We start from the raw sequence: 19,170 nt of genomic DNA, 5'->3' as shown, positions 1-19,170 counted from the left end.
ACAATATACAGCAAAATTTTAGCTGGGAATTGCGAGTTTTATAATGTACAAGAATGATATTGAAATTCTAGTAGTTGGACTGCAAATGAAGCCTTCACAGACTGGCCAAGGCCATGGCTCAAAATACTCCAAAGCGATCATTGAATAAGGTAGACAGCTGTTTAAGTATGACCATCTAGAATTAGCTGTAGCAGAGCTATTAGGACATACGAAAAAGAAGGATTTATGAAGAGAGGAGAATTTGAAGATACAATTAGAGGAAATTCTTATAACTTTATCATTATGGCTAAAGATTGGAACTGATGAAGTAAACTCATTAAGATTCCCATTTCAGATTATGTTTCTGTTATATAAAAAAAGCAGGCTCATTAGTTTAATGAACCCACTTCTGATATTGCGTAATCTGGATTATTTGTAAATACACCGTCGACTTTCAAATCTAACATTTTATCAGTCAATTTTTTCTCATCGTCATAGTAATAAACATGGAGCTGAAGATTATAATCATGTATCTGCCTAACCAACTCAGCATCCACACTACCCGCATATATTCCTACGCCTATTGCATAATTTTTAATATGCTGCATGGTAGCACCATCAAGTTCTTGAACTTCTGCTTTACGCAATAATCTAACAAAAGGAATATCGTTGTTAAGTTCGTGGATCTTCTTCATGCTTTCTTCTGAAAATGACTCGATGATAACTCTTTTCTTTTTAATAAGATCCTTGCTATTCAGAATAGAGACCAACTGTTCCTCCATTCCTATATTACCGTCGCTATCTGTTCTCGTTTCAATATAATAATGGACCGAATCACCGTAATGTTCTACAATCTCCTGAAGTGTTAGGATCTCCTGCTTTTTATCGACATGAAGGTGTTTCAGCTCTTCTAATGTTAGATTCTCAACCCTTTCAGAACCATCTGTTATGCGATCCACGTCTTCATCATGGATTGCTACCAGCTCCCCATCTTCAGTCTGACGCAAGTCGATTTCAATATAATCCGCTCCGTCTTTCTCCGCTCGGTCATAAGATAAAAAAGTATGCTCAGGCTCCAATTCTGAAGCCCCTCTGTGTGCGATGATTAATGGTTTATATGTAGGTATACTATTATTCTCTCCTTCTTGTTTAACAGCAGGTGTACATGAGGAAAGAATAAATAACATGGATAAAAATAAGTAAAAAATAGATGATTTATTCATAACTTTACTAAACTACCATAACAAGTAAAATATTACAATATATCATTGCCTGTTCTTAAAGATTATTTATTAGCTTATTACACGTATTAAAATTCATTATCTAATATAAAATAAGCCCCTAAATATAGGGGGCTTATTTTATTAAATCAGAATCCAGCTTCATACTGTTTTGGTACAATATTCTCTTTTCTCAACTGCTTAGCAGCTTCCAATGTCCAATAAGGATTTCTTAGCATGCCTCTTCCAACTTGTACAAGATCTGCTTCTTCATTTCCAATAACAGCATTAGCTAGGATTGGATCATCAAGTCTGCCAACAGCCATAACTGGAACTTGCAGTGCTTCTTTGATTTGACGTGCTAATGGTACCTGGTAAGCAGCATGTGTGCCTGGTCTTCCCCAGGCAGCAATCTGACCTTCGCCACCGGAAGAAACGTCAAACACGTCTGCACCCGCATCTTTGTATGCTTTGGAGAATTCGATACTGTCCTCGATGCCATAGCCGCCTTCCACATATTCTCTTGCGGAAATTCGCATAATCAAAGGCATATCAGCTGGCATTTCTGCTTTAGCTGCTTCTATAACTTCACGACCGAATTTAGTCAAATCCTGTCCATATTCATCATCACGCTTATTCGTTAATGGTGAATGGAATTGGTGAATAAGGTAACCGTGTGCACCATGAATTTCGATCGCATCGAAACCAGCCTGAACTGCACGTCTTACAGCTGAGCGGAATTTCTCGACCATACTCTTTACTTCTTCTGTTGTAAGGGCTCTAGGTGTTTTGGAATTCTCATCAAATGGTATAGCAGAGGGTGCCACTGGTTCAGGCGCATCTTCTGCTTTGCGTCCGGCATGAGCAATCTGGATACCGATTTTTGCTCCATGGCTATGTACTGCCTCTACAATCTTTGCAAGAGCGGGTACTTGTTCATCAGACCATAAACCTAAATCATAATCCGTGATTCTCCCATCCGGCTCTACATCCGTCATTTCGACGATGATGAATCCTGCACCGCCAACCGCTCTGCTGACATAGTGCATGTAATGCCAGTCATTCGCTATACCATCTTTCTTTTCTACAGAATACTGGCACATCGGCGGCATAACTACTCTGTTTTTCAGTTCTAGATTTTTTATTTTATAAGTACTGAACAAATTTTGCATGTTGAAAACTCCTTAGCAAACGAATTATATGCATAACACATGCATTTAATTTATCGTTTTAAAATTACCCTGTCAAATGAAAGGCATATAAAAAAAGTACCTTTTCAGGTACTTTGATTATCTACATCTTATAATTTATCCAGCAATTGCTTTAATATCCGCTCTGAATCAACTTGAGCAAAGTTAGTACTTATGACTTCATGAAACGTTTGAAGACCACGCTGCAGTTTGTTCTCCCCTAACTCTGTCATCTGCGTATATGTACCTCTGCGGTCATCTGTACACACATGTTTTTGCAATGCACCGCAGCTATCGGCTTCCATATTCCCGACCAGCCTGGACAGAGCACTTTGACTCAACCCGATTAATTCCTGCAGTTGCTGCAAACGGAGTTTTTTTTCTGGAGCTTTGGATAGATAGTACAATACATAAAACTCTCTAATTGATAAACTGTATTCTTTTTGAAGAACTGTTTCCAATTCCTTCTTTATTTTCATTTGTAAATTATCCAGAGCCAGCCAGTCATCCATGAATTCATGGGGTGTATTCATACGATATTCCACCTATTCTAATCTCGAATGCTATACATGTTACTATACTGGAATTGAAGAGGCAGCTCAAATTTATTTTATAAGAAAACAGACCATGTAAAGCTACATGGTCTGTTTAGCAAAATATTACTTAATTCGTTCAGATTCCTTTTTATTTTGTTCACTTAGTTTTTCAGACAACTTATGTCCTTCAATATCTACATTAGGAATTATCTTATCGAGCCATTTAGGCAGGTACCAAGTAGCATGTCCCATCAGCTTCATTATTGCTGGAATAAGTGCCAAGCGAACGATGAAGGCATCGAACAACACACCGAATGTCAGAGCTAGTCCCATTGACTTGATCATCGAATCTCCCGCAAAGATAAATCCAGCAAATACAAAGATCATGATCAAACCTGCAGCTGTTACGACAGGGCCACTATACTTTAGACCTGCTAAAATGGATCTGACCGGATCCTTAGTGATTGTATATTCTTCGTGCATGCGGCTAACAAGGAATACTTGATAATCCATTGCTAAACCAAACAAAATACCTATAACCAGAATTGGCAGGAATGCCAGGATTGGCCCCTCTTGCGGAATACCTAGCAAGCTATTCAAATATCCATCCTGCAAAATGAATACGGAAAAACCTAATGTCGCAGTCATAGTAAGCAGGAATCCAGCTACTGCGGTAAGCGGTACTAATAAGGAACGGAATACGATCATTAGCAAAATAAATGCAAATCCTACAATAATCACAGCAAAAATAGGTATTGCATCATTCAACTTTTCAGCAATATCAATATTGATTGCAGTCAGACCAGTAACTCGTAACTCGATATGCTCTCCACCATCATTTAAAGAAAGCTTTCTTATATCGTGAACTAGGTCTGCTGTGCCACTATCATTTGGACCTGTTTCCGGTAATACATTAACGATTGCATACTTTCCGCTTTCGTTAGGCATAGCTGGAGTTACTTGGCTTACATTATCCAATTTACCAATCTCTTCTGTTGCTCTTTGGAACTGTACTGTCTGGTCACCGCTTGTTTCGGAAGCGTCAACCAAAACAGCCAAAGGTCCGTTAAAACCTTCACCGAATCCATCTGCCAATAAATCGTAGGCTTGCCGTGCCTGATCGTCTTTTGCTTTCATTCCATCATCAGGCAAACCCAACCGCATATCGGAAGCCGGGATGCTGATTATAACCAAAATCACGATGCTGAGAATCGCGACTATTAGAGGCTGCTTTGTAACGAATCGTCCCCAGGCGTTCGAGTCAGTTTGTCCTTTTTGAATTTTAGCTGATTTACTTAACAGACGATTCTTCTTCTCTATTTTTCTGCCTACGAAAGCCAATACAGCGGGACCAGCAGTAATGGACACTAGTACTGCGAAAAGGACACTTATTGCAGCTGTAATCCCCATTGCTGCAAGGAACGGAATACCTACTACAGTCAAACCGCATAAGGCAACAATGACTGTCAGACCTGCGAATATTACTGCTCCCCCTGCCGTTCCGTTAGCCCTTGCGATGGATTCGTTAACCTCGATACCTTCCCTTACCTGCTGCCTATGTTTAGAAAAGATGAACAGCGCATAATCTATTCCAACAGCCAAGCCGATCATAACGGAGAGAGACAAACTAAATGATGTAATGTCGAACATACTTGCACCAATCAGCGTTACACCAATGCTGGCAACCAAACCAAGTAATGCGTTTAATATCGGTAATCCAGCTATGACAAACGATGCAAAGGTGATGCTTAATACAATGAAGGCCATTACGATACCAATCACCTCGGAGATTCCTCCGATTTCTACTTCAGACGGTATGATATCGCCTTTCATTGCAACTTGTATTCCTTCGTTCTCGGCAATTTCAATACTTTTTTCAGCATGTTCCAACGAAGATTCCGGAACATCGGCAGCAGCTTCTTTATATGTGATATCAGCATAAGCAACACTTCCATCTGCACTTACAGTCTGTGCTTCAAATGGATTTGCTGCAGATGCTACTTCGTCATCTTCCATTATCTTATCAAGCACGTCGCTGATTGTTTGCTGTGAAGGTTCAGATGTTAAACTCTCGTTACCCTCTGCACCAAACACAATCCTTAGCGAACCAGTATCCGATCCACTTGGGAATTCATCCTGCAATAAAGCATTTGCTTCCTCAGACGGTGTTCCCGGTATACTCATATCCCCTGAGAAAGACGGTTTTAAAAGAAATGCAGACATAAAGATGATGGCAATGAAGGCAACCCATCCTACAAGAACCGTCTTTTTATGCAATGCACTCCATTTTCCTAATCTATATAACAATGTTGACATAAAAATCTCCCTTCTCATTTTAGAACCTGAATATCTTACTCCATTCATATTAAAGGAAGCGCAAATAAAAAAAACGTACGTTTGGGCAGTACGTTTTTATAGAACCTATAATTTATTATAGTTAAGGTGAATCAAACCTGATTCAATGGCTACAGCAACCGCTTCCGTTCGGGAATCCACGCCCAATTTATTAAAGATAGCTGTTAGCCTTGATTTTACTGTCCTTTCCGAAACACCCATATCAAAAGCAATATCCTTGCTCGTCGTCCCTCTGGCAACCGCTTGAAGAATGATGATTTCCATTCGGGAAAGCTGGACTTTTTCTTTAATATGTTGCCTTTTTTCCTGATAATCCCGGATTCTCTTCATCATGTCTTCTCCTATGAGGGTCTCCCCATTCATAGCAGCATCCATAGAATGAAACAAAGATTGGAGACTGGTATCTTTCAGGAGATAACCTTTTGCACCTAAAGCAAATCCTTCTGCCAGCAATTGGTCTTCATTATAAGTTGTGAGAATGATAATAGGCAGCTTAGGATGCGTAACAGATAGCTTACGAATTGCTTCCATGCCGCTCATGACCGGCATGTACAAATCCATCAATAGTATATCGGGTTCTAGATCATTTACAAGCTGGATTGCTTCTGCCCCATGTCCGGCTTCGCCTATGGTTTTATAATTTTCATTTGTTTCTATAAGCAATTTCAGACCTTCTCTTACGACTACATGGTCATCTGCGATAAGCACTTTATACGTCATTTAATCCTCTCCATTCTCCGGAATACTGACTGTCACTGTTGTACCTTCTCCCAATGTGCTGCTAATGTGGATCTCTCCGCCTAAAATCCTTACACGTTCCTTCATACCAATTAAGCCGTAATGCCCTTGCTTGTTTGAGATTTCTTCTGCATCAAAGCCAACACCATTATCCTCCACTTCTAAACGGATACGATTATCCAAAGTGCCTGTAATAGAGACAGAAGCTTCGCTTGCCTTGCTATAACGTGCGATATTCAACAGACATTCACTAACGATTTTGGAAAGATGCTCGGTAATTTTCGGCGATAGAGATTGCACGACTGCATATTTTAAACTGCATGGTATACTTGTTGCAGTTGTAAACTGCTGCGTATTTTCGCGCAGGATGTACTCTAAGTCGATATTTTCTTCGTGTAAACGTAAGTCATCAATGACAATCCGGGAATCTGCCAATACGGAGCTGGCACCTTTCATAGCAAGTTGCGCTATTTGCTGCGCACGCTCTTGATTTCCATTAGAAAGGTGGGCATTGATTGCCTCGAGCTGCATTTTTATACCAGCAATCCCTTGTGCCAGCGTATCATGCAAATCACGAGCCATTCTCTGCCGTTCACTATACAGCGTTAGATTCTCTACTTGGTGATGTGCCTCTTCCAGTTCCTGCAGAATTTGTTGCGTTCTTATTCTTGCATTTACCTGTTTGAAGAAGATTGCAGCATAGGCAACAATTATTAAAGTAGCAGGAATAACAATAACAAAGTAGGTAAACAAATCTTCATTTGGAATAATGATGACTGATGCAATAATAGAAAGACCTGATAATATTACAAAGAACGCAACTCTGTTTCTCCCAACCATTCCTACTAGCTGACCTAAGAGCAAGGGAAACAATGCAATAATTGTTGCAGAAACGTTGTACATAAAAAAGGCACTTCCATACACAATCAACCCTTGGACACCAAAATACATCCATGCTCTCTTTGGAAGGAATCTGTTTGAAAGCCAATATAAAATGCTAAAAATAATGATCAATATACTAAATAAAGCGCAATGCAGAAAAGAACTGCCTGATACAATTTGTAAAATTAAAGAAGCAGTAAAAGTAACAAAGATCCAAATTAATCCTGGTATCCTTGCTGCGATCATATTATTGTTTTCTTGTTTTATATTGTTTTGAGTGTACACATGATTGTCCATTTTTTTCTCCTAAAGATATCCTTAAGAATAGTATGCACCATTCTAAGATGTTCTGTCTTTCCCGTTCGGGCATTTCACTCTAGAGTTTTTTCTACTTATTCTTCCGTGTAATTATACTTAAGTAAATCTGCTATGTCTGCGAAATATGGTACCTATATCATGAACAATTTCTTTAAGGTACATCTATTAAGCACAAAAAAAAGAGAAGGATCACCCTTCTCTTTCCGTACATTACTTCATCCACTCAGGCTTATGAAATTCTGGAAACTCTTCCTCAATCACCTTAGCAAACTCCTCCGACTCCACCGCTTCCTTTATATCCTGAACAAATTGCTCATCTTTATTTTCTGTAGAGACTACTACGCGGTTCTGAATGTCCTCCGGCAATTCGTCAAGTGCGAGTGCTGTTGCTAAATCGATGCCAGCTGATATAGCGAAGTTTCCATTAATAGCAGCCAAATCAACGGATTCCAATGTCCGCGGCAGCTGTGCAGCTTCTACTGGTTCAAATTTTAAATTCTTCGGATTGCTTATCACGTCTTTCTCTGTGACCCGCAATGGATCAGCATTTTCATCGATTTCAATAAGACCATTATCTCTTAGGACGGTCAGTCCACGACCAAGATTAGTCGGATCATTAGCGAGTGCAACGGTGCTTCCATCTTTTATTTCATCCAGTGACTTGAATTCATTTGAATAAATACCGATAGGTGCTGTTGGAACTGTTATTACGCTGGTCAGCTCCATGTTGTTCTCCTCGGCGAAAGCGTCCATATATACTTTATGCTGAAATAAATTGGCGTCTAGTGAACCGGTTTCCAACGATTTGTTCGGCTGCACATAATCATTGAACTCCTTTACTTCCACTGTATATCCTTTATCCTCCAGATACGGTTTTACGCCTTTTTCAAGCATGTCGCTATACGGAATTGTTGCACCTAGGACGATATTTTTATCGGATGAGGCACTGCTTTCTCCGGAACCGCAGCCAGCTAAGACTGTGATGAACACTGTGGCAAATAACAATAAAATAGCTTTTTTCATTTTCGTTCCTCCTCATAGTTCATCTTTTTGATACAACTCTTGCTATAAGATCACCTAAGTATTGAACAACTTGAACGAGTACTATCAGTACGATAACTGTAGTGAACATGATTGTATTATCGTATCTGTAGTACCCATACCGTATTGCCAAATCTCCGATCCCGCCTCCGCCTATTGTGCCGGCCATAGCAGAATATCCAATAAGACTGATAGCTGTAATGGTTAGTCCTGTGATTAAGCCCGGTTTTACTTCCGGAAGGATGATACTTCTGATAATCATCCACGGAGAAGCACCTACCGCAATAGCTGCTTCAATCACACCCTTGTCTATATCCCTGGCTGAGGATTCAACGATTCTCGCATAAAACGGGATAGCTGCAACAGATAAAGATACAGAAGCAGCTAAAGGACCTATCGTCGTATTGAGCAGAAATTGTGTGAAAGGCAGTAAAAAGACAAGCAGAATTACAAAAGGAACCGATCGAATGAGATTAATAATTAGTCCGGCTATTCTTTTTACCACCACATTTTCTAAAAACAAACCTCGGTCTGTTACAAATAATAGTATTCCAAAGGGCAGCCCAATCAAGATTGCCACAGCCAAAGCGATGGAAACCATTAGAAGCGTTTCAAGAAATGCTTGGTTCAATTCAGGCAAGATGGCGATTACGCGATCCATCATCAAACACCTCCACCTTGCTTACTTTATCTCTCAGATAAGCAATTGCTTTATTTACTTCTGCTTCATTTCCGTTCAATTCCATCACAAAAATTCCTAACGGCTTGCTTTGGATGTACTCTACTTTGCCGTGCAGTATATTGCCGCGGATCGGAAAAGCCTGCAGCATATCCGATACAACAGCATCGGCAGCAATGCTGCCTTTGAATTGCAGCCTGACCAGCTTTCCGTTTATCTCTCCCAATAATTCTTCAGGGAGATCAAAACTAAGTACAGTCTGGATAAACGATACTGTCAGAGGATTAGCAGGATCGGAGAAAATATCATAAGTGGGACCATGCTCTACCACTTTCCCATCCTGCATCACTGCACAGCGGCTGCAAATCTCCTTTACAACCTCCATTTCGTGCGTGATGACAACGATTGTCAGACCCAGTTCTTTATTTATTTTCTTCAGCAAAGCCAAAATTGATTTTGTCGTACCAGGGTCCAAGGCAGAAGTAGCTTCGTCACATAAAAGGATCTTTGGCTGATTCGCAAGTGCCCGTGCAATACTGACTCGCTGCTTCTGACCGCCGCTAAGCTGTGCTGGGTACTGATGTTTTCGATCCTCTAACCCCACTAAGGCAAGCAGCTCATCCACTCGCTGCTTTATTTGTTTTTTATCTGCTCCTGCAGCTCGTAATGCAAATGCCACATTCTCATATACCGTTTTTGAGGAGACTAAATGAAAACCTTGAAAGATCATACCGATCGACTGTCTTGCTTTTCGCAGATCCTTTGGCGACAGCTCATGCAAATTAACTCCATCAACAAAGACTTTGCCAGACGTTGGCTTTTCCAATAGGTTGATGCAGCGCAGCAAGGTGCTCTTGCCCGCTCCGCTGTATCCAACTATCCCAAACACTTCTCCAGCTTCAACGGTTAGTGTCACATCGTTAACGCCAATGATCTCCTTTCCCTTGCTGCTATATTTCTTTGTGATGTTCTCCAGTTTTATCACCTTTCATCTCCCTCTCCTGTCGGTATTTTCAGCTGGCGATAGTTAGTTGCGGGATGCCCAGCCGGCAGTCTGCTTGATTCATAGTCAAATAATTTTTCTCTCAATGTGCCTGATTTGTAGGACTGTTTATAAAGTCCCCTTTTTTGCAGAATCGGGATGACCAGGTCAACAAAGGACTCCAAATCCCCTGGTGTAACAAGATGGTTCAAATTAAAACCGTCGACTCCGGATTCTTCGAATTGGTGCTGGATGCTATCTGCCACCTCGTCTGGATTCCCGACTATCAAGCTTTTGTCAGGTGTATCAAACCGCTTCAATGCTTCGCCGACTGTCAGCTGCTTGGCTGCATCCTTTGTCAATGAGGCTGCTTTATAGTGACCGCCTTCTGTCGTTTTACCATAAGAAAACGGCTCGTCAGGATCCTTTTCCTCATATTCAGAAATGTCATAGCCGCTTGCACCAAATTGCGCCTTGGCAGCATCTGGACTCCAATGACTTGCATATTCCTGATACTTTTGCTGTGCCTCTTCTGTTGTTTCCGCTACGATGACACTCAGGAAAGAGAAAATCTTAATATGATCTGGATTTCGGCCATGCTTGGCAGCTCTCTCCCTTATATCCTCTGCATAATAACGGATGCGCTCAGGCGTGGGCCCTCCAACGAAAACACATTCTGCATGCTTGGAAGCAAATTCCCGTCCACGTTCGGATGTACCTGCTTGATAAATCACAGGTGTCCGCTGTGGGGAAGGCTCACTCAAATGTGGTCCCTCTACCTGGAAGTAATGGCCTTCATGATTGATTTCATGTACTTTTTCAGGATTCACTAATACTTGGTTTTGCAAATCCTCAATCACTGCATCCTCCTCCCAGCTGCTTTCCCATAGCTTATAAGAAACCTCCAGGAATTCATCGGCAATCTCATACCGCTCATCATGCTTGATCATTTCGGTCAAACCAAAATTCCGCGCAGCATTCGGAAGATATGACGTCACAACATTCCAAGCAACTCTGCCCTTCGTCAAATGATCCAGCGTGGAAAAACGACGCGCATTTCCAAATGGTGGTTCATATGTAGTACTTACTGTAACGGCGAAACCCAAATTCGCGGTTACACTTGCCATCGCAGAAATCAATAGCGCTGGATCATTCAGGGGAACCTGCAGACCATCCCGGATAGAAGGAGCTTTACTATTCCGGTAAACATCATATATCCCCAATACATCGGCAAAGAAGATGGCATCGAATTTACCGCGTTCGAGTAGCTTCGCCAGATCAATCCAATAATTCAAATCCTTATACTGCCGATGCCGCTTACTCTCTGGGTGCTTCCACAACCCATGCGAGTTATGCATCGCACTATTCATATCGAATGCATTCAAAATGATTTGCTTCCCCACTTTTATCCCTCCGTTTTAACAAATAAAAAGACCTCTTCTCAGATAAGAAGAGGTCTTGCTTAGTCGACGCAGGCGTACAACGTCCACTCTCTTCTCATCTTTCAAGCTAGTAGCTTGCTGGAATTGGCACAGTACTGCAGCAGTCTGTTGCCGAGGCTTCAAAGGGCCAGTCCCTCCACCTCTCTGGATAAGAAATGCTTATTGAATTAATGCCAATATACAGGACAGTCCACTGCCTGTCAATGAAGTTTTCTAAATTAAATATATAATTGACAATATTCAAATCATCACTTATATTTATGCCGACAACCGAATAAACACACTTATCTAGAGTCAGGGTAGGAACTGGTTCAACGACCCTGCAGCAACCGCTTTTCATGAAGCAAGGTGCTAATTCCAGCAGACAGACAAGTCTGAGAGATGAGAGGGAATGCCTACATAACGCCACCTCTTTCATATGAAAGAGGTTTTTACTTTACTTGGATGAGGAGAATGTTCATGCGAGATACTGCAGATAAAACAAAAGTGTTTGATCAAGTGATACAGCAAGCAAAAAGCCTTTCTAAAAAATTCAAGCAGCGTGCAGCCCATATTGATGCCAGCGGTGAGTTTCCTTATGAAAACTTCAAAGCGTTAAAAGAGAACGACTTTTTGTCACTGACTGTGCCGACAGAATATGGAGGCAAAGGATTAAATCTTGTAGAGTACTTACAAGTGCAAGAGATTCTCGCTCAAGGTGATGCTCCTACCACTCTATCATTTGGCTGGCAGCTCGGTGTTGTACTGGAAAATGCGGAAAGCAGAAAATGGGACGAACAAAGTTTTCAGCATCTATGCAACAAAATCATTCATGACAAAATTCTTCTTAATTTGGTTCAAACAGAAAACGCCACCGGCAGTCCTTCTCGAGGAGCAGCTCCAAGGACAACCGCACAACTGGAAGGTTCAAAATGGCGAATCAATGGTCGTAAATCCTTTGCTTCCATAGCTGCTGCTTTGGACTATAGCATAGCCACCGCGACTATACTTCCTTCAGGAAACAAAGGCTTCTTTTTAATTGATCATAGTTTGGACGGAGTATCTGTGGATGAAACATGGGATAGCATCGCAATGAGAGGAACAAGAAGCGATGATTTAATTTTGGAAGACGTACTAGTAGACCAGGATGCGCTGCTTGTGGAAGAAAACAAAGGCACATCCACTCCAAGAGGCTGGTACTTACAGATTGCAGCTGTTTACCTTGGTATTGCTGTTGCTGCGAGAGATTATACCATTCAATTTGCGTCAGAATTCCAGCCTGTTTCCTTGCCGGGTTCAATTAAAGATGTTCCAGAGGTTAGAAGAAAAATTGGCGAGATAGAACTAGCTCTCTTTAATGCTAGAGAAGTACTTTACGCTACAGCCAGGAAGTGGGTCGAGCACCCTGAAAAAAGATCAGAAATGAGTCCTGATTTAGCTGCTGCAAAACATATTGCCACCAATAAAGCGAACGAAGTCGTGGATCTATGCATGCGAATAGTTGGAGCCCGGAGTTTGTCTGCCGACAATCCGCTGCAGCGCCATTTTCGTGATGTAAGAGCTGGATTGCATAACCCACCTACTGATGATGCAGTAGTGTATTCGCTAGCGGATGCAGTCCTTCGGGCAGTAAAAAACTCCTGAATCCATAACGGATTCAGGAGTTCCTATTTACCAAGCATAAGCATACGGTGCTGCTCCGCCTGGACCCGGGAAAATTTCATCCAGCTGTTTTAAAACGGATTCATCAAGGTGAATTTCTAGCGCATGTAATGCACTCTCGAATTGCTCAACTGTACGCGGCCCAATGATTGGCGCAGTTATAGCTGGATTGGCAAGCTGCCAAGCCAGAGCAACATTATCCTGTGTTTCTCCTAGTTCTTCACATAGTTGGCCGAACTTCTCTAATTGCACTCGCTGGGCATCGATTTTATCACCAATCTTATCACTTCGGCTTCCAGGTAATTTTTTAAGTGCATTCCTGCCAAGCAGACCTCCATCCAGAGGACTCCATGTGATAATGCCAATCCCAAGCTGTTCCGCTGCTGGAAGTACTTCCAATTCAGCATATCGACAGTTGAGATTGTATTTATGCTGTTCGGAAACCAGACCTAAGAAATGACGGTTTTTTGCTGCGCCTTGTGCTACCGCGAGCTGCCAGGCAGCAAAGTTACTGGAGCCGACATAACCTATCTTTCCTTGGCTGATTCCTAATTCAAAAGCTCCCCATAGCTCTTCCCACGTTACGTCAGGATCAATATGATGCATCTGATACAGCTCAATGTGATCGGTTTGCAAGCGCTTTAAAGATTCCTCAAGATGACGCCGAATTTTATAAGCTGACAACCCAGCCTCATCATTTGGACCATCGGCAGCATTATGCATGCTTCCGTATACTTTCGTACCTAGAACGACTTTCTCCCTCCGGTCTCCGCCTTGCTTGAACCATCTTCCGATAATTGATTCTGTCAGACCTCGATTTTCTGCACCGTATACATTCGCCGTGTCAAAGAAATTAATGCCGGCATCAAGTGCAGCATCCATAATTCGAAATGCATCCTTTTCTTCTGTAGTAGTACCAAAATTCATTGTACCCAAACAAAGTCTGCTTACCTTCAAACCAGATTTACCAAGGTATTGATAGTCCATCTTTAGGTCTCCAATCTAAGTTTTATTGATTTAAGCGAATCTCGTTATAGGTGTTTACCCTTTGCTACGGGATTTTGCTCATACGAAACCCAATCACTGTAGCTTCCCGCGTATAATTTTACATTCTCGAACCCAGCCATTTTTAAAGCAATGTAATTAGGAGCAGCCGTTACACCTGATCCGCAATACACGATAACCGGATCTTTAGTATCCAGCTCAGCAAATCTTTTTATCTGCTCTTCGCTTCCTTTAAATGAACCCTGATCCAATCCCTCTGCCCAAAATTTATTGATGGCGCCAGGAATATGGCCAGCTACCCTGTCAATTGGTTCCACTTCTCCTATGTAGCGTCTTTCCTCTCTTGAATCTATCAATATGGAAGACTTTCTCTCTTGTTCGACAACTTCCTTCACTTCCTCATAGGAAGCCAGCATTTCTTTTCTGATAGACACGTTAAATTCAGTTGTTTCATTATCAGGTAAATCCTTTGTCGTCTCGTAGCCAGCTTCAACCCATCCATTAAAACCTTCATTTAATACAAATACGTTTTCATGACCTAAATATTGAAGCAGCCACCAAAATCGAGAAGCATATGACCCTTCTCCACCATCGTAGGCAATTACCGTATGTGTGTTATCAATTCCCGCTTTCTCGATGTCAGATTTAAATTGGTCTATGTCAGGCAGCGGGTGTCTTCCGCCATGCTTTGAAACAGGAGCTGATAATTGTCTTTCTAGATCAAAATAACCAGCACCAGGAATATGGCTTTCTGCGTAAAGACCTGCTCCTTTCTCCGGATTGCCTAATTCAAAACGGCAATCTATTATCCTAACTCGATCGTTATCTAGATGTTCATTGAGCCATTCCTTATTAACAACAAAATTCACCTAACATAACCCCTAACTAATTTTAGAATAGACCGTGTATATCTCCTTTTTAAAAAGCATACTTTATCATTCTATATATACTAGATAGGAATGTTTGAATCCTTCAAAAAGTCAAAGCTTCCTAAAAGACTATAGCGTCGTTTCAGTTTTATTATGTTGTTGCAGCCACTTCGAGCAAAAGTTACAATTAGACTCTAAGAGAATTATTGTAACTAACAGCCCATTTGAAACTAATGGAGGTATATAGATTTGATAGCAAAAAAAGATCTCCCAGTATGCCCGGTTACTACAACAGTCGGCTTAATAGGAAGTAAGTGGAAGTTACTTATCTTACAGCAGCTATTAAAAGGAAGAAAAAGATTCAATGAACTCCGCAGAAGCATAGACGGTATCAGCCAAAAAGTTTTGACCCAAAACCTTCGAGCAATGGAGGAAGATGGCATTTTAGTTCGGTATGCATACGCAGAAGTACCGCCTAGAGTAGAGTATGAGCTTAGTGAATTAGGAAATTCTTTACGTCCAATCATCTCTGCAATGGATTCTTGGGGAGTAGAATATTTAAATACGTTAAAAGAGATACAACAGGAATAATGACTTCATTAATGAGTAAATAAAAACATTTTTATAGCATCAAATTCACAAAGCAGCAGGTTGGATACTAAAAATCAAAAACAATACAGCAGGATTTACTTTAATATACTCTGGTAACACTATTCTTTGAGTAAGCTCTGTAGCTCTAATCTTTTATATTAAAAAGCCACCCTATTACGATTATACTTAGCGTTGAAGTCTTCGTCTGATTTAAAAAGATAAATTACACCTTCAATTAAACCGATAATCCCAGGGATACCTGTCCAGCAGAAAACAACATATAAAATCCCCATACCAATTTGTCCTAAGTAAAATTTATGTATCCCTAAATTCCCTAGTAAAATCCCTAGTACACCTGCAACAATCTTGTTCTTCATAAGTTACTCCTTAGAAACAATAATATAATTACTTTTATAGTATAGCTCAAAAAAAGAATTCTTCATTGGTTTTTGAGAAAACGGTTTAGTTTTATTTTAGATTACTTAGAAACAAATCTCTATCAACTTTGACTTAGCAATCTCCCAAAGACCTTCTTTATAATCTTTATCCCAATCACTAATACTTAATTTAGGTATATGCTCCGACGGGAAATTTAATCTAACATTATCTGCAGATTTACCCAAAAATTCTTTATTGACTTCCGCTTGATGAAAAATGATCTGAGAAGGATTTATTAATGCGCCAATAGTCTGGATCAATTTAGCAACCAACAAGACTGACTTCTCATCAGTTGCGTCAAATTCACTCTCAGGAAAAAATCGGTTATTTTCGTTAAAAGGAATAAACGATATCTCCCCGCTGAACATCGTATGCCCTTTTACTAGTTTTCCATTGATCAAAATACCCGCGCCTGGTCCATTCGCGCCCATGTATATATAGACAAGAGAAGCTTCAATGGGTAATCCCCTTCTGTTCTGGTGACCGATAATTGCGGCGTTCATGTCGTTCTCAATAGTTACTTCAACAGGAAGATTTAATATGTCTCTCATATTTTGATTTGCATACATGGGATATCCAGGTATGTAGCTTATTACATCACCATTTACAGCCCCTGGTATGCCCATTGCAATGGTTCGGATGGACGGATCCTCTGCTAGTTTTGTTTTCAAAAATGCAGATAATGATCGGGGTTCCTGCTTTAAGAAACTCCGTGTAGAATCTTCTTGTATCTTCTTGCCGAAGGCGTCCGTGATAACATACTTCGTTTCCTCTTTTTCCAGGTAAACTAGCAGTGTGTGCGCAAAGTCAGGATTATAAGCATAGCTTCGTGCTCGCCGCCCTCCCGCAGATGGTAAAAGGCCCAAGGAAAGCACTTCGCCTTTATCAACCATCTCCTGGATGAACTTGCTGGCAGTTGGAAAGCTAATCGAAAGTGCCTCTGTTATTTCTGCTTTTGACATACTATGAGCGTTCATCAACAATTGCCGGATGCCTCTTATAATGTTTGCTTTCACCTGATCCTGCATTGTCATCTGATCATCCAACGTAAATCTTCTCCTTTATAGATATCATTTCTTATCCCACCTATATAGTAATCTCAATCACATTTCCTTCCGGGTCTTCTATGACACTCTCATAGTATCCATCGCCTGTAGTGCGCGGATTGCCCCTGACCGTATAACCGTCCACTCTGATATTTTCCGTTAATCTATCAACCTCTTCTTTACTGCCAACAGAAAATGCTACATGCGCCCAACCCAATTGTTCTGGCAGGGCAGGCTCGTTAACCCCAACTTTCTTCATGATCTCCAATCTGGTTCTACTCGAAAAAGTAAGGAAATAGGATGCAAATCCCTTCTTTTCATTTACATACAGACTGTTACTCTCTGCTCCAAAATAATGGATGTAAAATTCTTTCATTCTCTCGATATCCTTCACCCATATGGCTACGTGTTCAATTTTCATTATCTGACTCTCTCCTTCAGAACACTTATTAAACTAGTTTAATAAGTGTTCAAATTTCAACTCACTTCGTCAATTGGATCATCTTTTGAATCGTAAGCAGAACCCCGTTCTCTTCGTTCGTTTTCGTAATGAAGCTGGCTGCTGTTTTCGTATTGTCACATGCATTTGCCATCGCAAAGCTATAATCTGCTATGTCCATCAACTCTACATCGTTCTCGCCATCACCGAATGACATCGTTTCTTCTTTTGTCGCACCCACAAGCTCTTGCAGCTTTTGCACGGTTTTCCCCTTATGGACATCCGCTGCAGTAATATCCAGCCAAGCTGGTTCGGAAGCAACTATATACATTGGTTCATTATATGTCTGCTCAAGTAAGTGCTCTTTAAGCGCAACAGACCCGAGTGATCTATCATAAACAGTAATTTTAACAAGCTCTGATTCAATAGCAGTCAGATCGTCTGTTTTCTCCACTTTTTTATATGAATTTCGAACCACATTATAATCGGCTTCAGATATATTTGATTTAACATAAGCAGAGTCCCCGGTACACGCAATAACCGTCACCTTTTGATCATAAGCTTGAATATGACGTATAAGGTCATTACCTAGTATTTTGTTCAGCGGAAAGTCTTTTATCAGTTCGCCATCCCTTTTAATGCGAGTTGCACTGTCACCTAGCACCCAAATATCAGAATGTCCTTCAAATAGTTCTTCAACCCGTTCACACTGCTTCCCTGTACAAGTGGCAAAAATGATTCCATTTTCCTTCATCATCTTATGTGTTTCATCGAAAAGCGCTTTGTCGAAACTCCCCTTATTATTCAAAAAAGTACCATCTAAGTCTGTTACAACAAGTTTTAGCATATATCACATCTCCTTCGTCTGTGAGTAAGTACGAATGAAGCATACATCCTGGGATCGATCTCATGTCAACATATTTTTTATTCGAAAATGATTCCAAGACAACACATAATGTACACAAGCGGCTTTTATAATATGAATAATTAGAAAAAACAAAAGGAGACGTAAGATGTTATTGCTTTTGATCGGCATGCTCGTTGTAGTTGTTATTACTGTTACCACTCCTAAAGATCTTTTCCATTCTCCAGATGAAATCTCTGCAGCCGTCGCACAAAAAGCCAAAAGAGATGCAGCGCACTACATAAACTCTAATAGAAACACTATCAGCAAATCTGACCTCCACAACTAACGAAAAGCAAATACTGTAAAAAGAAAGAACAACAAGTTAAGCAGCTTGTTGTTCTTTTTATACCTTATAGTGTTTTAGTCAAAATGTAATCCACTTGTTCTTCATCACCCATATAAAAAGCATGAGCTCCGGTTTTAACGAAACCATTTTTGCTGTAAAAAGCAATTGCGTTTTGATTTTTTTCCCATACCCCAAGCCAAATAACCTTCTTGTTCAATTCAATCGCTATTTCAATTGCTTTGTTCATCAGATATTTACCTATTCCCTGTTTCTGAAATCTGCTTCTTACATAGATCCTTTCAATTTCTAATGACTCGTCATCCATTTCTTCAGACTGCGCATCATCTATGTTTACTTTAAGGTATCCAGCTAGTTCAGCATTCGAATAAATGAAAAAGAACTGCGAAGAAGTATTCAGCAATTCCATTTCCAGCTTATTCGAGGTATATGCTTTATCTAAATAAGCTTTCATATTTTCAGGTGAATTTTGGTCCTTGAATGTATCGCTGAAGGTTTCGATGCTAATTTCTTGAAGTATCTGTAGGTCCTCCATGCTGCATTTTTTAATAGTTATAGACGTCATGTC

At 40.6% G+C, this 19,170-nt stretch carries 20 protein-coding genes and 2 riboswitches; of the genes, 3 read left to right on the top strand and 17 right to left on the bottom strand.

Going from position 1 to position 19,170, the window contains the following annotated elements; all coding sequences use genetic code 11:
* Positions 1 to 368: 368 nt before the first annotated feature.
* From ABXS78_RS06185 to ABXS78_RS06140, 10 genes are all read right to left on the bottom strand, one after another.
* Entirely contained in the window at positions 369 to 1,202 is an 834-nt protein-coding gene (locus tag ABXS78_RS06185) for a glycerophosphodiester phosphodiesterase family protein (protein WP_366249367.1), read from the bottom strand.
* Positions 1,203 to 1,348: 146 nt separating this feature from the next.
* Positions 1,349 to 2,371 (bottom strand): NADH:flavin oxidoreductase/NADH oxidase, encoded by a 1,023-nt coding sequence (locus ABXS78_RS06180; protein WP_366249366.1) that lies wholly within the window; start codon positions 2,369 to 2,371, stop codon positions 1,349 to 1,351.
* Positions 2,372 to 2,499: 128 nt separating this feature from the next.
* Positions 2,500 to 2,922, bottom strand: coding sequence for a MarR family transcriptional regulator (locus ABXS78_RS06175; RefSeq protein WP_366249365.1), 423 nt, complete (start codon positions 2,920 to 2,922; stop codon positions 2,500 to 2,502).
* Between the two features lie 126 nt (positions 2,923 to 3,048).
* Positions 3,049 to 5,241, bottom strand: coding sequence for an MMPL family transporter (locus ABXS78_RS06170; RefSeq protein WP_366249364.1), 2,193 nt, complete (start codon positions 5,239 to 5,241; stop codon positions 3,049 to 3,051).
* Between the two features lie 105 nt (positions 5,242 to 5,346).
* Positions 5,347 to 6,000 (bottom strand): response regulator transcription factor, encoded by a 654-nt coding sequence (locus ABXS78_RS06165; protein ID WP_366249363.1) that lies wholly within the window; start codon positions 5,998 to 6,000, stop codon positions 5,347 to 5,349.
* Positions 6,001 to 6,969 (bottom strand): sensor histidine kinase, encoded by a 969-nt coding sequence (locus ABXS78_RS06160; RefSeq protein ID WP_366249362.1) that lies wholly within the window; start codon positions 6,967 to 6,969, stop codon positions 6,001 to 6,003.
* Between the two features lie 459 nt (positions 6,970 to 7,428).
* On the bottom strand, positions 7,429 to 8,241 hold the full coding sequence (locus ABXS78_RS06155; protein WP_366249361.1) for a MetQ/NlpA family ABC transporter substrate-binding protein: 813 nt from the start codon (positions 8,239 to 8,241) through the stop codon (positions 7,429 to 7,431).
* Between the two features lie 19 nt (positions 8,242 to 8,260).
* On the bottom strand, positions 8,261 to 8,926 hold the full coding sequence (locus ABXS78_RS06150) for a methionine ABC transporter permease (protein ID WP_095222854.1): 666 nt from the start codon (positions 8,924 to 8,926) through the stop codon (positions 8,261 to 8,263).
* Positions 8,892 to 9,923, bottom strand: coding sequence for a methionine ABC transporter ATP-binding protein (locus tag ABXS78_RS06145; protein WP_366249360.1), 1,032 nt, complete (start codon positions 9,921 to 9,923; stop codon positions 8,892 to 8,894). The genes ABXS78_RS06150 and ABXS78_RS06145 overlap by 35 nt, the downstream gene beginning before the upstream one ends.
* Positions 9,920 to 11,323 (bottom strand): LLM class flavin-dependent oxidoreductase, encoded by a 1,404-nt coding sequence (locus tag ABXS78_RS06140; protein WP_366249359.1) that lies wholly within the window; start codon positions 11,321 to 11,323, stop codon positions 9,920 to 9,922. Before ABXS78_RS06140 ends, ABXS78_RS06145 begins: the two co-directional genes overlap by 4 nt.
* Positions 11,324 to 11,414: 91 nt before the next feature.
* Positions 11,415 to 11,517, bottom strand: a riboswitch (SAM riboswitch).
* 126 nt (positions 11,518 to 11,643) lie between these two features.
* Positions 11,644 to 11,750: riboswitch (SAM riboswitch) on the top strand.
* 71 nt (positions 11,751 to 11,821) lie between these two features.
* Here ABXS78_RS06140 and ABXS78_RS06135 point away from each other — a divergent pair.
* A complete protein-coding gene (locus ABXS78_RS06135) occupies positions 11,822 to 12,985 on the top strand; it encodes an acyl-CoA dehydrogenase family protein (RefSeq protein WP_366249358.1) in 1,164 nt (387 codons plus the stop codon).
* Positions 12,986 to 13,012: 27 nt separating this feature from the next.
* Here the strand turns inward: ABXS78_RS06135 and ABXS78_RS06130 are convergent, their stop codons facing one another.
* Complete coding sequence (locus tag ABXS78_RS06130) at positions 13,013 to 13,990, bottom strand: aldo/keto reductase (RefSeq protein WP_366249357.1); 978 nt, start codon at positions 13,988 to 13,990, stop codon at positions 13,013 to 13,015.
* Positions 13,991 to 14,034: 44 nt separating this feature from the next.
* Positions 14,035 to 14,877 carry a sulfurtransferase gene (locus ABXS78_RS06125; protein WP_366249356.1) on the bottom strand — a complete coding sequence of 281 codons (843 nt, stop codon included), beginning with the start codon at positions 14,875 to 14,877 and terminating at the stop codon, positions 14,035 to 14,037.
* A 249-nt stretch (positions 14,878 to 15,126) separates the two neighbouring features.
* Here ABXS78_RS06125 and ABXS78_RS06120 point away from each other — a divergent pair, with 249 nt between their 5' ends.
* Positions 15,127 to 15,468 (top strand): helix-turn-helix domain-containing protein, encoded by a 342-nt coding sequence (locus ABXS78_RS06120; RefSeq protein WP_366249355.1) that lies wholly within the window; start codon positions 15,127 to 15,129, stop codon positions 15,466 to 15,468.
* A 158-nt stretch (positions 15,469 to 15,626) separates the two neighbouring features.
* Here ABXS78_RS06120 and ABXS78_RS06115 read toward each other — a convergent pair whose 3' ends face one another.
* The 4 genes from ABXS78_RS06115 to ABXS78_RS06100 form a co-directional block, all read right to left on the bottom strand.
* Entirely contained in the window at positions 15,627 to 15,845 is a 219-nt protein-coding gene (locus tag ABXS78_RS06115; RefSeq protein WP_366249354.1) for a TM2 domain-containing protein, read from the bottom strand.
* Between the two features lie 105 nt (positions 15,846 to 15,950).
* Entirely contained in the window at positions 15,951 to 16,952 is a 1,002-nt protein-coding gene (locus ABXS78_RS06110; protein WP_366249353.1) for an ROK family protein, read from the bottom strand.
* Positions 16,953 to 16,992: 40 nt separating this feature from the next.
* Entirely contained in the window at positions 16,993 to 17,373 is a 381-nt protein-coding gene (locus ABXS78_RS06105; protein WP_366249352.1) for a VOC family protein, read from the bottom strand.
* 61 nt (positions 17,374 to 17,434) lie between these two features.
* Positions 17,435 to 18,238 carry an HAD-IIB family hydrolase gene (locus tag ABXS78_RS06100; RefSeq protein ID WP_366249351.1) on the bottom strand — a complete coding sequence of 268 codons (804 nt, stop codon included), beginning with the start codon at positions 18,236 to 18,238 and terminating at the stop codon, positions 17,435 to 17,437.
* 166 nt (positions 18,239 to 18,404) lie between these two features.
* Here ABXS78_RS06100 and ABXS78_RS06095 point away from each other — a divergent pair, with 166 nt between their 5' ends.
* Complete coding sequence (locus tag ABXS78_RS06095; protein ID WP_366249350.1) at positions 18,405 to 18,584, top strand: hypothetical protein; 180 nt, start codon at positions 18,405 to 18,407, stop codon at positions 18,582 to 18,584.
* Positions 18,585 to 18,648: 64 nt separating this feature from the next.
* Here the strand turns inward: ABXS78_RS06095 and ABXS78_RS06090 are convergent, their stop codons facing one another.
* A complete protein-coding gene (locus ABXS78_RS06090) occupies positions 18,649 to 19,167 on the bottom strand; it encodes a GNAT family N-acetyltransferase (protein ID WP_366249349.1) in 519 nt (172 codons plus the stop codon).
* Between the last annotated feature and the right edge of the window lie 3 nt (positions 19,168 to 19,170).

This window comes from Terribacillus aidingensis (assembly GCF_040703035.1).
Taxonomy (GTDB): domain Bacteria; phylum Bacillota; class Bacilli; order Bacillales; family Amphibacillaceae; genus Terribacillus.
Note: the sequence above shows the minus strand (reverse complement) of the source record. Positions and strands in the feature narration are given on the sequence as shown.

Bases quoted from the DNA above. Each gene is read 5' to 3' on its own strand.
- ABXS78_RS06185 (WP_366249367.1), bottom strand. From the start codon at position 1,202: ATGAATAAATCATCTATTTTTTACTTATTTTTATCCATGTTATTTATT.
- ABXS78_RS06180 (WP_366249366.1), bottom strand. From the start codon at position 2,371: ATGCAAAATTTGTTCAGTACTTATAAAATAAAAAATCTAGAACTGAAA.
- ABXS78_RS06175 (WP_366249365.1), bottom strand. From the start codon at position 2,922: ATGAATACACCCCATGAATTCATGGATGACTGGCTGGCTCTGGATAAT.
- ABXS78_RS06170 (WP_366249364.1), bottom strand. From the start codon at position 5,241: ATGTCAACATTGTTATATAGATTAGGAAAATGGAGTGCATTGCATAAA.
- ABXS78_RS06165 (WP_366249363.1), bottom strand. From the start codon at position 6,000: ATGACGTATAAAGTGCTTATCGCAGATGACCATGTAGTCGTAAGAGAA.
- ABXS78_RS06160 (WP_366249362.1), bottom strand. From the start codon at position 6,969: ATGTATTTTGGTGTCCAAGGGTTGATTGTGTATGGAAGTGCCTTTTTT.
- ABXS78_RS06155 (WP_366249361.1), bottom strand. From the start codon at position 8,241: ATGAAAAAAGCTATTTTATTGTTATTTGCCACAGTGTTCATCACAGTC.
- ABXS78_RS06135 (WP_366249358.1), top strand. From the start codon at position 11,822: ATGCGAGATACTGCAGATAAAACAAAAGTGTTTGATCAAGTGATACAG.
- ABXS78_RS06130 (WP_366249357.1), bottom strand. From the start codon at position 13,990: ATGGACTATCAATACCTTGGTAAATCTGGTTTGAAGGTAAGCAGACTT.
- ABXS78_RS06115 (WP_366249354.1), bottom strand. From the start codon at position 15,845: ATGAAGAACAAGATTGTTGCAGGTGTACTAGGGATTTTACTAGGGAAT.
- ABXS78_RS06105 (WP_366249352.1), bottom strand. From the start codon at position 17,373: ATGAAAATTGAACACGTAGCCATATGGGTGAAGGATATCGAGAGAATG.
- ABXS78_RS06100 (WP_366249351.1), bottom strand. From the start codon at position 18,238: ATGCTAAAACTTGTTGTAACAGACTTAGATGGTACTTTTTTGAATAAT.
- ABXS78_RS06095 (WP_366249350.1), top strand. From the start codon at position 18,405: ATGTTATTGCTTTTGATCGGCATGCTCGTTGTAGTTGTTATTACTGTT.
- ABXS78_RS06090 (WP_366249349.1), bottom strand. From the start codon at position 19,167: ATGACGTCTATAACTATTAAAAAATGCAGCATGGAGGACCTACAGATA.